Source organism: Pseudazoarcus sp. NS34, assembly GCF_059703725.1.
This window is the reverse complement of record NZ_BAAKIZ010000004.1, coordinates 233,600-248,834: the sequence shown is the minus strand read 5'-3', so window position 1 is coordinate 248,834 and position 15,235 is coordinate 233,600. Positions and strand designations below refer to the sequence as shown.

The 15,235-nt window shown below is 65.9% G+C and carries 10 protein-coding genes; 7 read left to right on the top strand and 3 right to left on the bottom strand.

Translation table 11 applies throughout. The features are described from left to right. Positions 1 to 1,839, bottom strand: a complete 1,839-nt coding sequence (locus AC6H0N_RS14565) for a PAS domain-containing sensor histidine kinase (protein WP_497574848.1) — start codon at positions 1,837 to 1,839, stop codon at positions 1 to 3. 323 nt (positions 1,840 to 2,162) lie between these two features. On the opposite strand from AC6H0N_RS14565, the gene AC6H0N_RS14560 reads away from it, so the two are divergent. Further along, complete coding sequence (locus AC6H0N_RS14560) at positions 2,163 to 3,371, top strand: TraB/GumN family protein (RefSeq protein WP_497574847.1); 1,209 nt, start codon at positions 2,163 to 2,165, stop codon at positions 3,369 to 3,371. Positions 3,372 to 3,441: 70 nt separating this feature from the next. On the opposite strand, the gene AC6H0N_RS14555 is transcribed toward AC6H0N_RS14560, so the two are convergent. Continuing rightward, positions 3,442 to 5,097, bottom strand: coding sequence for a methyl-accepting chemotaxis protein (locus AC6H0N_RS14555; protein WP_497574846.1), 1,656 nt, complete (start codon positions 5,095 to 5,097; stop codon positions 3,442 to 3,444). 249 nt (positions 5,098 to 5,346) lie between these two features. Between AC6H0N_RS14555 and AC6H0N_RS14550 the strand changes: the two genes are divergently transcribed. The 4 genes from AC6H0N_RS14550 (at position 5,347) to AC6H0N_RS14535 (ending at position 12,894) form a co-directional block, all read left to right on the top strand. Beyond that, a complete protein-coding gene (locus AC6H0N_RS14550; RefSeq protein ID WP_497574845.1) occupies positions 5,347 to 6,345 on the top strand; it encodes an efflux RND transporter periplasmic adaptor subunit in 999 nt (332 codons plus the stop codon). Continuing rightward, positions 6,342 to 9,440: an efflux RND transporter permease subunit gene (locus tag AC6H0N_RS14545; RefSeq protein ID WP_497574844.1), complete on the top strand. Its 3,099-nt coding sequence runs from the start codon at positions 6,342 to 6,344 to the stop codon at positions 9,438 to 9,440. The genes AC6H0N_RS14550 and AC6H0N_RS14545 overlap by 4 nt, the downstream gene beginning before the upstream one ends. Positions 9,441 to 9,605: 165 nt before the next feature. Beyond that, positions 9,606 to 11,735, top strand: a complete 2,130-nt coding sequence (locus tag AC6H0N_RS14540) for a YgiQ family radical SAM protein (protein ID WP_497575032.1) — start codon at positions 9,606 to 9,608, stop codon at positions 11,733 to 11,735. A 97-nt stretch (positions 11,736 to 11,832) separates the two neighbouring features. Continuing rightward, on the top strand, positions 11,833 to 12,894 hold the full coding sequence (locus tag AC6H0N_RS14535) for a TlpA family protein disulfide reductase (protein ID WP_497574843.1): 1,062 nt from the start codon (positions 11,833 to 11,835) through the stop codon (positions 12,892 to 12,894). A gap of 173 nt (positions 12,895 to 13,067) precedes the next feature. Here the strand turns inward: AC6H0N_RS14535 and AC6H0N_RS14530 are convergent, their stop codons facing one another. Beyond that, the gene (locus AC6H0N_RS14530) at positions 13,068 to 13,223 is read right to left on the bottom strand and encodes an RSP_7527 family protein (RefSeq protein ID WP_497574842.1); all 156 of its coding nucleotides are present in this window, start codon (positions 13,221 to 13,223) and stop codon (positions 13,068 to 13,070) included. 123 nt (positions 13,224 to 13,346) lie between these two features. Here AC6H0N_RS14530 and gcvA point away from each other — a divergent pair, with 123 nt between their 5' ends. Both gcvA and AC6H0N_RS14520 read left to right on the top strand, forming a co-directional pair. Continuing rightward, positions 13,347 to 14,306, top strand: coding sequence for a transcriptional regulator GcvA (gene gcvA / locus AC6H0N_RS14525; protein ID WP_497574841.1), 960 nt, complete (start codon positions 13,347 to 13,349; stop codon positions 14,304 to 14,306). A gap of 84 nt (positions 14,307 to 14,390) precedes the next feature. Continuing rightward, entirely contained in the window at positions 14,391 to 15,071 is a 681-nt protein-coding gene (locus tag AC6H0N_RS14520; protein WP_497574840.1) for a protein-L-isoaspartate(D-aspartate) O-methyltransferase, read from the top strand. Positions 15,072 to 15,235: the final 164 nt, after the last annotated feature.

Sequence of the window (15,235 nt, the reverse complement as noted above, 5' to 3'; positions counted from 1 at the left end):
TCATGCCTCCGGCAGGACGAGGGTGAAGGTGCTGCCCTCGCCGACGGTGCTGTGAACGTCGATGCGCCCGCCCAGCTGCTCGGCGAGTTTGCGGCTCAGGTGCAGGCCGAGGCCGGTGCCTTCGGGCGACGTGCCGCGCGTACCTTCAATGCGCGAGAAGGCCGCGAACAGCCGCGCAAGGTCTTCGGGGCGAATGCCGGGGCCGGTGTCTTCGACGTGAATCGACGTCTGACGTCCGTCATCGCTTGTGCTCAGCGTGACCCGTACGCTGCCGTGCTCGGTGAACTTGATGGCGTTCTGCGTCAGGTTGATGACGATCTGGCTGACCACCCTGCGGTCCGTGTCGAGCATGCAGGCCTCGGCGGGCACGCTGACCTGCAGGCTCAGCCCCTTGCCCTCGGCCTGCGGTTCCAGTGTGCCGGCGACTTCGTGGATCACTTCGCTCAGGTCGGTGGGTTCGCAGGCGTGCTCGAACTTGCCGGCCTCGATCTTGGCGAGATCAAGCAGGTCGTTGATCAGCGACAGCAGGTGCTGCCCGCTTCTCGCCACGGTGCGCAGCTGTTTCTCCTGCTCGGCGTTGAGCGGGCCAGGCAGCTTCATCAGCAAGGTGCCGGTAAAGCCGATGATGGCATTGAGCGGCGTGCGCAGTTCGTGGCTCATGGTCGCGAGGAAGTGATCCTTGGCGGCGTTGGCGCGGGCCAGTTCGACATTCTTGTCCTGCAGGGCCTGCTCGAAGCGCTTGCGATCGGTGATGTCGCGAATGGCGCTCGATACCAGCGTGCCTTCCTCGGTTTCGAGCGGGCTCAGACTGATCTCGATCGGGAACTCCGTGCCGTCCTTCTTGCGACCGTATAGCTCCAGGCCAACGCCCATCGGGCGTACGCGCGGGTCGCGGAAGAAACCGTTGCGGTGGCTCGGGTGGTGCTTGCGGTAGCGTTCGGGCAGCAGCATTTCGATCGGGTTGCCGATCATCTCGCTGCGGGCATAGCCGAACAGCTGCACGGCCTGCGAGTTGACCAGCGAAATACTGCCGTTCTGGTCGACGATGATGATCGCGTCCGGCGCGGATTCGAGCAGGCCGCGGAATTTCGCCTCGGCCTTCTTGCGGCCGGAGGTGTCACGGATGGCGCTGAGTACCAGCGCACCTTCGTCCGTCGACAACGGACTCAGGCTGATCTCGAGCGGGAACTCGCTACCGTCGCGACGCAGCCCGAACAGGTCCAGATCCATGCCCATGGCCCGCGTGCGCGGCTGGCCGAAATAGTGCGAGCGGTGGCCGACGTGGGGTTCGCGAAAGCGGGCCGGCATCAGCTCTTCCACCGGCACGCCGCGCAGTTCGTCCTTGTCGTAGCCGAACAGCATCTCCGCCTGGTGGTTGGAGAACACGATGCGCCCGGTCATGTTCACGATGACGATGGCGTCCGGCATCGAGTCGAGCAGGTCGTGATAACGCGCGTCGACCAGTTGCGCGTCGCGCCGCACCTTGAGTTGCGTGATGTCCTGCATGCTGACCAGCACGTAGGGCGTGCCGTCCGGCGCGTCGTGCACAAGCTTGCTGGAGATGGATACATAGACCAGCGAATGGTCCTTGCGTCGGCGGATGGACTCGAAGGTGACGTGTTGGCCGTCCAGTACGTCGCGCAGCAGGCGTTGCTCTTCATCGATCTGGGCAGGCGGCACGACAAGCGCGACCAGGGGCTGGCCGAGGGCTTCTTCGGCCGGGTAGCCGAAAATCGTTTCGGCGCCAACGTTCCAGTGCGCGACCACGCCGTCGGGCGCCAGCACGACCAGAGCGTCCGGAGAATGCTCGAGCAACAGCCTCGATGCTCTGGCCAGCATGCCTTCCTCCAAGTGGGGCTCCGTCGCATGCCGCCGAACCCATTGCGGGAGGCTGCGCGTACGGGAGAAATTGTGGGCCGCGGAGCAGCCCGATATGCGGCAATCCGCGGCTTGCTGCTGCTGTCGATTCGTTCCGGCAGCAGCGCGTGCGAGATCACCTTTTGTTGTTCAGCCAGTATAGGCCCCATGCCGTTCAGGTAAAGCCCGGATTCGGCCACAGCAAAGGATTTGCCACACTTTGGTGGATTCCTTCCGCGCGTGGCTGCGGTAGCGTGCTTCGGCTCTGATAGCATGGCGCGCTGGACCTCATGGCAGCGCACTCCATGCAAGAACTCCTCGCTTCAGAGCCTCACCGCATCGTCCGCCTTGGTGAGGTGGAAATCGTGCTGCTTGGCACGGCCCACGTCTCCCCGGCCAGCGTCCAGGCGGTGCGCGATCTGCTCGCTACCGAATCCTTCGACGCCGTGGCGGTCGAGCTGTGCGAGAGCCGCCAGCGCGCAATGTTCGACCCGGATGCGATGGGTCGGCTCGATCTGTTCAGCGTGGTCAAGAATCGCCAGGTCGCGATGGTTGCCGCCAGCCTCGCGCTGGGCGCCTACCAGATGCGCATTGCCGAGCAGTACGGCATCGAGCCTGGCGCCGAACTGCGCGCGGCCATCGACGGCGCGCTCGAGCGTGGTTTGCCGCTGGCGCTGATCGACCGCGACATCGGCCTGACCTTGCGCCGCACCTATGCTTCGATTCCGTGGTGGCGCCGCACCGAGCTGGTCGGCGGCCTGCTCTCCAGCGTGCTCACCCGCGAGAAGATCGAAGAGGCCGAGATCGAGCGCCTGAAGCAGGGCGACATGCTCGAGTCGACCTTCAGCGAGTTTGCCGAGCAGTCTGAATCGCTATACCGCCCGGTCATCCAGGAGCGCGATCGCTACATGGCGGCGCATCTGCGCCGTCTGGCCGCGGAACGTGGCAGCGGGCGCGTGCTGGCGGTAGTCGGCGCGGGCCATCTGGCCGGCATCGAAAAGCATCTGGCCGAGACCGAGCCGGCACCCGAAGCCATCATCACCGAACTGGAGCAGGCGCCGCCGCGTGCGCGCTGGCCCAAGGTGCTGCCGTGGGTCATCGTGGCGGTGATCCTGGTCGGCTTCATCATCGGCTTCTCGCGCAATACCGAAATCGGCATGCAGATGGTGGTCGAGTGGGTGCTCATCAACGGCGGCCTGGCGGCGCTGGGCGGCATCATTGCGCTGGGCCACCCGCTGACCATTCTGGCCGCGGCGGTCGGTGCGCCGCTGACCTCGCTCAACCCCACCATCGGCATCGGCTTTGTCACGGCCGCCACCGAGATCTTCCTGCGCAAGCCGCAGGTCAGTGATTTCGCCACGCTGCGCCGCGACGTCATGCAGTGGCGCGGCTGGTGGAGCAACCGCGTATCGCGCGTGTTGCTGGTCTTCCTGTTCACCACGCTGGGCTCGGCCATCGGCACCTATGTCGGTGGCGCGCGCATATTCGGGCACCTGGTCGGGGACGGCGGCTAGGCCTCGCAGTACGGGCGCCCGCTGCGCCTGCCTTCGGTGCAGAAGCGCAACGGGTGAAGGCTGACGCGCCCTAAACCCGCACGCGCGCCAGCGTCTCGTTCAAGCCGGTCGCTACGTCGGCCAACGAGCCTGCCGCATTGGAGATATCCAGTGCTGCGTTGGCGCTGTCTTCCGAGCGCTGGGCGATCTGTTCTACGTTGGTAGCGATCTCGTTGGCGGCGATGGATTGCTCCTTCGTGGCCAGTTCGATGCCGTCGATCAATCCCAGCGTGTGCTCGGCCGAAGCCTTGATCTCGGCCAGCGCCTGAGCGGTCGCCATGACTTCCTCGACACTGAGTTCGACCTGCTGCTGGCCGCGGTCGACGGCCGCGACTGCGGTGTCGGTTTCTTCGGTCAAGGCGTCGATGATCGTGGTGATCTCGGTGGTGGATTGGCTGGTGCGTTCAGCCAGCTTGCGCACCTCGTCTGCCACCACGGCGAAACCACGGCCGGATTCGCCGGCGCGTGCCGCCTCGATAGCCGCGTTGAGCGCGAGCAGGTTGGTCTGCGCCGCGATGTCCGAAATCACCGCCACGATCTTGCCGATCTCGGCCGAAGACTTCGACAGTTGCCCCATGGTCTGGGTCGTGTCCTGCACATTGCTGGCCAGTTCGCGGATCTGAGCTGCCGCGCGCTCGGCGGTGGTAATGCCCTGTTGCGCATCATCAGCGCTCTTGCGCGCCGAGGTCGATGCTTCCTGGACGTTGTTGGCGACTTCGTTGATGGCCACCGTTACCTGCTGCACCGCGGCCGCAGTGGACGAAGCGGCCTCACTCGCGAGATTCGCGCTCTTGGACATGTCGTCGATGGAATGCGAGACCGCTTCGGACTGATTCTGCGTGTTGGTGGCGGCGCCCTGCACGTTGATCAGGATGGCCTGCAGGTTGGCCATCATCGCGTTGTAGGCATCGGCAATGCGGCCGATCTCGTCACGACGGCTCAGGCGCACGACGCGCCGCAAGTCGCCGTCGCGTTGCGTGGCCGACATCGCATCGCTCAGTGCGCCAAGGTCACGCATGGTGCGTGGAATCAGGATTACAGCCAGATAGATCTGGATGATCAGCATTGCGCTGAAGGTGGCCACCAGGCCAATGAGCTTGATGTCGCGATCGTCTGCCTGGCTGTCGAGAAGGCCGGTCAGCCCCTGGCCGAAGATCAGCAGCGCGAACAGGGCCACCACACCGAGTGCCGTCTGCAGCTTTGCTGCCAGAGACATGCCGCCAATCGTGCCGAACAGACCTTTGCGCACCACGCGCCCGCGCTCGACGGTTAGCCCGGCGCCGTTGCGCATGCGGCGGTAGGCGGGCTCGACGGCGGCGACGATGTCTTTCGGCGCGCGCCGACGCACGGATTCATAGGCCACGATTTCGCCGTTTTCGCGCACCGGCGAGGTGAAGGCGTGCACCCAGTAAAAGCCGCCGTCCTTGCGGCGGTTCTTGACGTAGCCGCTCCACGGATTTCCGGCCTTGAGGCTGCCCCACAGGTCGCCAAAGGCATCTGTCGGCATGTCGGGGTGGCGCACCAGGTTGTGCGGCTGGCCGATCAGTTCCTCGCGGCTGAAGCCCGACAGTTCGACGAACAGGTCGTTGGCCTGGTCGATCATGCCTTTGGTGTCGGTGCGGCTGTAGATGAAACGTCCGTCGGGGACTTCCGTTTCGACAGTGGTACAGGGTTGATTGATTCGCATGCGAGGCTCCGTAGGGTGTCCGTCCGGATTATTGAATTGAATTGTTATGCAGGCTCTTTCGGCCGCTCGCGGCAATGCTTTAGCGCTCCAGTTGCTTCTGGTGGTATGGACCATGAATCAGTCATGACGCAAGTCCGCCCGCGTGCGGCAACCGGTCACAAAGCTGCTGTGGACGCCACGTCCCGGCCGACGGACAATCGCGTCATTCCATTTGCGTGAGCCAGGTCCCCCGCTCCGGGGGCGTTGCCGATGCTGAAGCCTTTGCTCTATCTCCTGCTGTTCATGCTGTCGCCCGCAGTGGGTGCGGCCGACTGGACTACGCGCGTGCTGGCGGACGTGTCGGTGCATCCCGAATTTCGCGCGCCGGCTGAAGTCGTGGCGGCCGACGAGGCGCGTATCTCGGCCGAGGTGTCTGCGCGTGTCGAGGCCATGCCGGCACGGGTCGGCGAGCGAGTGGCGCGGGGCGCCGAACTGGTGCGGCTGGACCCGGCCAGCTACCGCGTCGAGGTCGAGCGCACGCGGGCGCAGGTCGATCTGGTGGCCAACCGCCTCAAGCTCGCCGAGGCGCAGCTCGCCCAGTCGGAGACGCTGGCCGCGCGCGGCTTCATCAGCCAGGACGGCCTGCGCGTGCGTCGCACCGAGCTGGCCGTGCTCAAGAGCGAACTCACTGCCACGCGGCAGGGCCTGGAAGCTGCGCGGTTGGCGCTTGCGCGCACGGTGATCCGCGCGCCTTTCGACGGCACGGTGCGCGAGCGCATTGCCAGCGTTGGTGATCTCGCCGCACCCGGCACGCCGCTGCTGGTGTTTGCAGCGGACGACGGTGTCGAGGTGCACGCCCGTGTGCCGGCCGGGCAGGTGGAGGGGCTGCGGGCGGCAAAGAGCTGGCGTCTGGTGGCCGGCGAAGCCGAGGCGGAGCTGCGGCTGGTGCGCGTGTCACCGCTGGTGTCCGCGGCCGGGCAGGCGCGCGAGGTGGTGTTCTCGTCCCCCGCCGAACTGTCACCCGGGCTGGCCGGAGAGCTGCGTTGGGCCAGCCCGCAAGCGCATCTGCCGCCGACCTGGGTGCAGCAGCGCAACGGCACACTCGGCGTATGGCTGGCGCGCGACGGCAAGCCGGTGTTCCAGCCGCTGCCCCAGGCCGAACTGGGCCGGCCGGTGGCGGTGGACCTGCCGGCGGATACGCTGCTGGTCGATGAAGGCCGCTTCAGTCTCGATCTGCCGCCGCGTAATGGCAACGGGGGCGGGAAGTGAGGGCTGTGTTCGAGCGCCTGATCACCAATCATCCGCTCGCCAATATCGCCTTTGCGCTGGTCATCTTCGGCGGCATCTTCAGCTATGTGACGATGCCGCGCGCGCAGGACCCGGAGATCAACTTCAACTGGGTCAACATCACCACCGCGCTGCCCGGAGCCTCGGCTGAGGACATCGAGCGCGAACTGACCGGTCCGCTCGAAGATTCGCTGGCGCAGGTGAAGGACATCAAGTTCGTGTCCTCATCGAGCCGCGAGGGCGTGTCGTCGATCCTGGTGCGCTTCGAGGACATCAGCGAGCGTCTGTTCGACCGCCGCATCAACGACCTGCGCCGCGAGATCCAGAACAAGGCCTCGGCCGAACTGCCGTTTGACGCCACCGATCCGGTGGTACTCGAGATCACCTCATCCAACGGTTTCCCCACCGCGATGATGGCGGTGTACGCGCCGGCCGGCGGCGAGACGCTGCGCCGCGCGGCCTTCACACTGAAGAAGGACATCGAACAACTCGCCGGCGTCGACCAGGTGATGGCGCTGGGGCTGGACGAGCCCGAGCTGCACGTCGATTTCGATCCCGAGCGCGTCGCCGCCACCGGCTTGTCGCCGATCCAGATTGCCGACGGCGTGAGCGGCTGGTTCCGCAACACGCTGGGTGGGCGGGTGCGCGTGCAGGATGGCGAGTGGCTGGTGCGCATGGAGGGCAAGACGGCCGATCCGCAGGTGCTGGCGGGCGCAGCCATCGTCACGCCGGAAGGGCGCGTCGCGCTGGGCGAGGTCGGGCGCGTGGCGCGCGGCCACGAGCGCACCACCCAGCTGGTCGCCTACAACGGCCAGCCGGCCATCCTGCTGTCGATCACCAAGCAGCCCGATGCCAACACGCTGGAACTGGTCGGCCGGCTCGAAGCCTTCGCGACCGAGCGCAATCCGCTGCTGCACGGGCAGGGCGTGCAGCTGGTCACCGTAGACGACCAGACCTACCAGACGCGCAGCGCCATCGGCATCATGGAATCGAACGCGCTGCTGGGCCTGATTGCGGTGCTCGGCATGTGCTGGCTGTTCCTCGGCAGTCGCATCGCCTTGCTGGTGGCCATCGGCATTCCGTTCTCGCTGGCAGGGGCGTTTCTGGTGGTCGACGGCATCGGCTCCACGCTCAACCTCACCGTGCTGCTGGGCGTCGTCATCGTGCTCGGCATGGTGGTGGACGACGCGGTGGTGGTGGTCGAGGCCATCTACTACCGGCTGCAGCGTGACGAGGCGCCACTCGACGCGGTGATCGGCGGCGTTGCCGAGGTTGGCGCGCCGGTGCTTTCGTCGGTGCTGACCACCATTGCGGCCTTTCTGCCGCTGATGTTGCTGCCCGGCATCCTCGGCGACTTCATGTTCGTCGTGCCTTTCGTGGTCACCGTGGCGCTGCTGATCAGCCTGTTCGAGGCCTTCTGGATATTGCCCTCGCACGTGCTGGCGGTGCGCCCGGACTTCACGCGCAAACCCAGTCGCGCCCAACGCCTGCGCGAGCGCTTCACGCACAAGGTGCGCGTCAAATATTCGCGCCTGCTGGTGGCGGTGATGCGCCGGCCCAAGACCGCGCTGGCGGTGGTGCTGGTCACCATCGTCGCCGCCGTCGGCGCGGTCGGTAGCGGCGTCGTGAAGATGCAGTTCTTCGCCTTCGACTCGGTGCGGCTGTTCTACATCAACGTCGACATGCCGCCGGGCGTGGCGCTGGAGCGCACGCTGGCCCAGGCAGAGCGCGCCGCCGAGATCGTGCGGGGGCGGGTCAGCGACGAAGACATGCGCGGGCTGGTGGCCTCGGCCGGCACCAAGTTCACCGAAACCGAGCCGCTGTATGGCGACCAGTACGGCCAGGTCATCGTCTCGCTCGCGCCGCGTTACGGCGACATGGCCGAAACCGGCGAGATCATCGAGCGCCTGCGCCCCGAAATCGAAGCCTTGAACGGCGAGGGGCGCTTTGCCTTCCTCGAACTCAAGGGCGGCCCGCCGACCTCCAAGCCGATCAGCGTCAAGATCAAGGGCGACGACTACGCCGAGTTGCGCGCCGCGGCCGACGCGCTGATCGGCGCCGTGCGCGACATCCCCGGCACGCGCGACGTCACTGACGACGACGTGGCCGGGCGCAACGAACTGCGGCTCATCCCCAACCGCGAGAAGCTCGCGCGCGCCGGCGTGCCGGCCGGCGAGGTGGCGCGCCTGCTGCGCCTGTACGGCGAGGGCGAGGTGGTGGGCGTCACGCGCGACCAGGGCGAGAAGATGGAAGTCATCGTGCGCGCCCGCCCCGAATCGCTGATCGACGTCACCGAAATCCTGCAGCGCCCGGTGCCGCTGCCCGACGGGCGCAGCGTGCAGTTGGGTGATCTGGTCGACGCGCAGACGCGCGTCTCCAAGGGCTACATCCGTCACTATCAGTTCAAGCGCGCGATCACCGTCGAGGCCGATCTGGATCGCGAGCAGATCGACACGCTGGCCGCCAACAACCAGCTCAAGGCGCGCTGGGCCGAGCTGCAGGCGAGCTTCCCGAATGTCACGCTGGATTTCTCCGGCGAGCTCGACGACATCCAGGAAAGCCTGGACTCCATGGCGCGGTTGTTCGCCTTCGGCGTGGGCCTGATCTACCTGATCCTCGCGACCCAGTTCCGCAGCTACTGGCAGCCGATGATGATTCTCGCCACCGTGCCGCTGGCTTTCACCGGCGTGATCCTCGGGCTGCTGATCTCGAACAATCCGCTGTCGCTGTACACGCTGTATGGCGTGATCGCGCTGACCGGCATCGCGGTGAATTCGGCCATCGTGTTGATCGACGCCGCCAATGAGCGCGTCCGCCTCGGCATGAGCGTGCAGCACGCCGCCATCTACGCCGCACGCCGTCGCGTCGTGCCGATTCTGATCACCTCGATCACCACCATCGGCGGCCTCTTCTCGCTGGCGGTCGGGCTGGGCGGAAAATCGCTGATGTGGGGTCCGGTGGCGGCCAGCATCGTGTGGGGCTTGGGCTTCTCGACGGTGCTCACGCTGTTCGCGGTTCCGCTGATCTACCGGCTGGCGATGGGGCGTAAGCGGACGGCGCCCGCAGGCGCCGCGTAGCGCAGGCCGGCACCAGCATTGCATCGCCCGCGCCGCTAACAAAAACCGCGTAGAATCACGGCCTTGAACCCCGCAGCAGGTCTTCCCGTGTTAGCCGAAAGCAGTGCCCCCGCGTCGATCCAGTCGCGCGCCCGTCCGCCTTCCCGCCCCGCCCCTTTCCTGCCGATGTCGCGCCAGGAGATGGATGCGCTTGGCTGGGATCAGTGCGATGTGATCGTGGTGACCGGCGACGCCTACCTCGACCACCCCAGCTTCGGCATGGCGCTGGTCGGGCGCATGCTCGAAGCGCACGGTTTTCGCGTCGGCATCATCAGCCAGCCGGACTGGACCAGCGCCGAGCCTTTCCGCGCGCTCGGCAAGCCGCGTCTGTTCTTCGGGCTGACGGCTGGCAACATGGATTCGATGGTCAACCGCTACACGGCCGACCGCAAGATCCGCTCCGACGACGCCTATACGCCCAACGCCGAGGCCGGCAAGCGGCCTGACCGCGCCGTCACGGTGTACGCCCAGCGCGCTCGCGAAGCCTTTCCGGACGCCAATGTAGTGGTCGGCAGCATCGAGGCGAGCCTGCGCCGTATCGCGCATTACGATTACTGGTCGGACAAGGTGCGCCGCTCGGTGCTGCCCGATTCCAAGGCCGATCTGCTGATCTTCGGCAACGCCGAGCGCGCGCTGGTTGATCTGGCACACCGGCTCGACGCCGGTGAGGACATCAAGGAAATTCGCGACCTGCGCGGCACGGCCTTCATGGTCAAGCCGGGCTGGCTGCCGGGCGACGACTGGGCCGAGGTGGATTCACTCGCACTCGATCGCCCGGGGCGGATTGAGCCGCATGCCGATCCCTACGCGATGGAGCCGGAGCCCAAGAGTGGCGCCTCCTGTAGCACTGACGGCGCAAACACCGGCGTGGTTCAGGCCGTGCGTATCGTGCCGCTGGCCGAGCGCGTGGCCACGCGCCGTGCCGCCCGCGCGAAGACCGCCATCCGCCTGCCGTCGTACGAGCAGGTCAGCGCCGATCCGGTGATGTACGCCCACGCCTCGCGCGTGTTCCACCTCGAATCCAACCCCGGCAACGCCCGTGCCATGGTGCAGGCGCATGGCGAGGGGCCGGGCCGGCGCGACGTGTGGCTTAACCCGCCGCCGATTCCGCTCACCACGCCCGAGATGGATTTCGTCTACGGCTTGCCGTATGCCCGCGCTCCGCACCCTGCTTACGGCGACGCGCGTATCCCGGCCTGGGACATGATCAAGTTCTCGATCAACATCATGCGCGGCTGCTTTGGCGGCTGTACCTTCTGCTCGATCACCGAGCACGAGGGGCGCATCATCCAGAGCCGCTCGGAAGAGTCCATCCTCAACGAGATCAAGGACATCCGCGACAAGATCCCCGACTTCAAGGGCCACATCAGCGACATGGGCGGCCCCACCGCCAACATGTACCGCATGGCCTGCAAGGACGAGAAGATCGAGCAGTCGTGTCGCCGTCTGTCCTGCGTGTATCCGGGCATCTGCGAAAACCTCAACACCGACCACGCGCCTCTGATCTCGCTGTACCGCAAGGCGCGCGCGATTCCGGGCGTTAAACGCGTGACCATCGGTTCCGGCCTGCGCTACGACCTGGCCGTGCGCTCGCCCGAGTACGTCAAGGAGCTGGTCACCCACCACGTCAGCGGCCTGCTCAAGATCGCGCCCGAGCACACCGAGGAGGCCACGCTCTCCAAGATGATGAAGCCGGGCATCGGCAGCTACGACGCCTTCCGCAAGATGTTCGACAAGTACTCGGCCGAAGCGGGCAAGAAGCAGCATCTCGTGCCGTACTTCATCGCGGCCCACCCGGGCAGTACCGACGAGGACATGCTCAATCTGGCGCTGTGGCTCAAGAGCAATGGCTTCCGCCCCGATCAGGTGCAGACTTTCATGCCCACGCCGATGGCCATGGCGACCACCATGTACCACTCGCGCAAGAACCCGCTGCGCAAGGTCACGGCTGACTCCGAAACCGTCGAGACGGCGCGCTCCGGCAAGACGCGCAAGTTCCACAAGGCCTTGCTGCGCTGGCACGACTCCGACAACTGGCCGCTGATCCGCGAGGGCCTCAAGGCCATGGGCCGCGCCGACCTGATCGGCAACCGGCCGGATCAGCTGGTGCCGCATCACCAACCGGTCGGCGCACGTCCGTTGCCGCTGCCGACGCCGCGCAAGACGCACGAGAAAAGCTCAGCCCGGCCGTCGCACGGCAAGCCTGCCTCGCGTGCGAACGGTACGCGCAGCGGCGGCTCGCGCCGCCAGGGCTGAAGTGTTTCCGGTTTCCGGCGTGGCCGTGGCGGCCCGCGGAGGCCGCATCATCCACCCCTCGTACAGGCTCCGCTGTACACCCTTCGGAGGTTTCGCCATGAGTGTTCTGCTGCGTCTGTTGCTTGCCGGGTTGGTTGCACTGACTTTGAGTGCGGCCATGGCAGCCGATCAGGGCGAGCCGGACTATTCCGAAGAGGGCGAGCGCCGGGCCGCCATCGCGGGTGCCGGCTTGATTGGCCAACGCCTGCCGGCGCTGGAGCTCAAGACGATCGATGGCAAGCGCATCGACATCAGCGCCTTTCGCGGCAAGCGGCCGGTATATCTGAAGTTCTGGGCAACATGGTGCGCCCCGTGCTTGGCCCAGATGCCTGATTTCAACGCCATCCACGCCGGGCTCGGCGACGAGTTGGAGGTGATTGCGCTAAACACCGGGTTCAATGACGACCTCGCGGCCGTCCAGCGCTATCGCGAAAAGCTGGATATGCGCATGCCCATCGTGATTGATGACGGTCGGCTCGCACGTGCGCTGAACCTGCGCGTCACGCCGCAGCATCTGGTCGTGGGGCGCGACGGCCGCATCATGCACGTCGGCCACCGCGACGACGAGAAGCTGCATGCCGCACTCCGCCAGGCCATCGCCCAGTCCGCTGCGGTTTCGGCCGGTGAGGTGCCGGAGCTGCCGAAACTCAAGGCATTCAAACCCGGCGACGACGTGACCGGCGTTGTGTTGCGGACGCTGGACGGCCAAGCCGTGCAGTGGCCGGGCGCCCGCAATGGCAAGCCGCGCGGGCTGGTATTCACGGCGGCGTGGTGCGAGTGGTATGTGGCAGAGCGGCGTCCGCAGACTGCCGAGGCGTGCAAGCGCGTACGTACCCAGGTGGATGCGCTGGCTGGTCGCGGTGACATCGAGTGGCTAACGGTGGCGTCGGATCTGTGGACCACAGCGGAAGAGCTGCGCGAGTATGGAGCCACCAACCAGATCCGTACGCCGCTCGTGCTGGACGAGGGCGGGGCGGCGTTTGCAGCTTTTGGTGTGCGCAGCGTGCCGAGCGTGGCCCTGATCGACGCCCGCGGGCGCTTGCTGCGTGTGTTGGGGCCGGACGATGTTGATCTGGCGGGTGCGCTGAAAGCCGTGGGTGCTTCGGCCGAGGCTCGCTGAGTTGCGGGTGCCGCAGGCTTGAGCATAAAAAAATACCCCGGCTGGCGCGAGGCGCGCGGCCGGGGTCAGGGGAGGACAACCGCACAGGTTGAGCAAAACCTGTGACTCAACAAGTCGTCGCCCGACGGAGGAGGGAGAATCGGGCGCCGACGGAGTTCTAAAAACCGCGCCGCTCAGGCAGCGTGGTGGTGTTTCAGGCCGGGAGCAGCGTTGCGAACGGCGTCACGAACGCGCTGGACGGCAGTGCGGAGCAAGTCCGCGATGATCTGGTTGCGCATTTGGTGCGCGGCGACAATGATGTGGGTCACGTCGATGTTTTCGTCGTACATGTCTTTCTCTCCTTTGAGCTCATCGTGTAAGCACGGGATGAAATGTACAAAGCATGACGCGGCGCAACAAACGATGTATTGTCACTCGACGGATGAGCTGAACTCATCCATGAGCGAACATACATGACCGACCGCCTGCCACCCCTGAATGCCCTGCGTACCTTTGAGGTCGCCGCCCGCCACCTGAGTTTCAAGGACGCTGCCGAAGAGCTGTCCGTCACGCCGACGGCTGTCAGCCACCAGATTCGCGGCCTCGAAGAGTTTCTCGGCGTCGAACTCTTTCGCCGCCTGACCCGCGCGCTCGAACTCACCACCGAAGGCGAAGCCATGCTGCCCAAGGTGCGCGAAGGCATGGATTGCTTCGCCTCCGCCGTTGCTGACGTGCGCAGCATGAAACCCGGCGCTCGCCTGCGTGTGGTGGCCCCGCCATCCTTCGCGCAGCGCTGGATGATGCCCCGCCTGTGGCGCTACAACGAGCGCGAACCCAACATCGAGCTGTATCTGCGCGGCTCGATCAAGGCCATCGATTCGTCGGCGCAGCAAAGCACCCACAACAGCGACGACGCCGACCAGCGGCGTGGCCGCAACCGCGACGTACCGCAGGTGTGGGTGCGCTACGGTCGGGGCAACTATGTCGGCGTGCGCACCGATCAGTTGTTCGAGCCCGAATACACCGCCGTGTGCAGCCCTGCGCTGCTGCAGCGACGCATCCCGCTCAACAAGCCCGAAGACCTGCGCCACTTCGCGCTGATCCACGACGAAACCATCCCCGATCGGGCGCTCCGCCCGCGCTGGGAATCGTGGCTGGCCGCGGCCGGTGTGCACGGCGTGCGGGTTGCCGGCCCGCACTTCTCCAACTCCGGACTGGCGATTTCGGCCGCCATCGACGGCCTCGGCGTCGCGCTGCTGGCCAAACAGATCGTCGAAGGCGAGATCGCCACCGGGCGGCTGGTGGCGCCGTTTGACATCAGCATTCGTTGCGGCTTCTCGTATTACATCGTGTCGCCAGAGAACGTTGCGGATACGCCGCAGGTGGTGAGCTTCCGCGACTGGCTGATCGAAGAGGCCGCTGCCGAGGGCTGATGCGCTTTGAGCGGGGGAGGCGGGTTGCAGTGATCTCCTCGCGTGAAATAATCGAAGCGTGTCGCGAAGAGCCCGGTTGAACTGATGAGCAATTTCCACGCAGTCCTGAACGAAGCCATGCTCACCGAGATTTCCCTCGGTGCGCTCCTGATGTCCGAACAACTCGGCCACGACGAATTTGATGAGCGCGTGCTCAATGCCATGCGCGCCACGCCGCGGCATGAATTCGTGCCGCAGGAGTTGCAGCACTACGCCTACGAGGTGCGGCCGCTGTCGATCGGCTTCGAGAAGACCATTTCCAACCCGCTCATCATCGCGACGATGACCGATCTGCTGCAGGTCGAGCCGTATCACACGGTGTTGGAAGTCGGTACCGGTCTGGGCTATCACGCGGCGATCCTGTCGAAGCTCGCGCGCAAGGTGTATTCGATGGAATTCGTCGATGAGCTGGCGGCGCAGGCGGCCGAGCGGCTGGCGCACCACGGTTGTGCCAACGTCGTGGTGCTTGGCGGCAATGGCGCCAACGGCTTGTCGGCGCATGCGCCGTACGACCGCATTCTGGTCACCTGTGCGCCCGAGATGATTCCGCACATGCTGCTCAACCAGTTGAAGCCGGGTGGCCGCATGGTCGTCCCGGCCGGGCTGGAGGGCGACCAGATGCTGATGTTGGTGTGCAAGGACACCATCGGTCGCAGTCGGGTCGAGCACATCCTGCCGGTTGGCTTCGGGCCGATGGAGGGGGTTGAGGCGGTGCTGCATTCGTAAGCTGCAGTTCGGATAGGCGCCGCCTGCTCTTTGAAGAAGAAGGGACGAGCAGGCCCGGTGTGGTGGAGCATTGAAATTTCAGCAGAGCCGCCTACGGGCGGCTCTTGCTTTTTGTGCTTGACCTTCCCATGGTGGTAAGGAAGAGACTGGGTTTGTCACCAATC

Excerpts from the sequence above, each read along its gene's own strand:
- AC6H0N_RS14565 (WP_497574848.1), bottom strand. The coding sequence starts at position 1,839 with ATGCTGGCCAGAGCATCGAGGCTGTTGCTCGAGCATTCTCCGGACGCT.
- AC6H0N_RS14560 (WP_497574847.1), top strand. The coding sequence starts at position 2,163 with ATGCAAGAACTCCTCGCTTCAGAGCCTCACCGCATCGTCCGCCTTGGT.
- AC6H0N_RS14555 (WP_497574846.1), bottom strand. The coding sequence starts at position 5,097 with ATGCGAATCAATCAACCCTGTACCACTGTCGAAACGGAAGTCCCCGAC.
- AC6H0N_RS14550 (WP_497574845.1), top strand. The coding sequence starts at position 5,347 with ATGCTGAAGCCTTTGCTCTATCTCCTGCTGTTCATGCTGTCGCCCGCA.
- AC6H0N_RS14540 (WP_497575032.1), top strand. The coding sequence starts at position 9,606 with ATGTCGCGCCAGGAGATGGATGCGCTTGGCTGGGATCAGTGCGATGTG.
- AC6H0N_RS14535 (WP_497574843.1), top strand. The coding sequence starts at position 11,833 with ATGAGTGTTCTGCTGCGTCTGTTGCTTGCCGGGTTGGTTGCACTGACT.
- AC6H0N_RS14530 (WP_497574842.1), bottom strand. The coding sequence starts at position 13,223 with ATGTACGACGAAAACATCGACGTGACCCACATCATTGTCGCCGCGCAC.
- gcvA (WP_497574841.1), top strand. The coding sequence starts at position 13,347 with ATGACCGACCGCCTGCCACCCCTGAATGCCCTGCGTACCTTTGAGGTC.
- AC6H0N_RS14520 (WP_497574840.1), top strand. The coding sequence starts at position 14,391 with ATGAGCAATTTCCACGCAGTCCTGAACGAAGCCATGCTCACCGAGATT.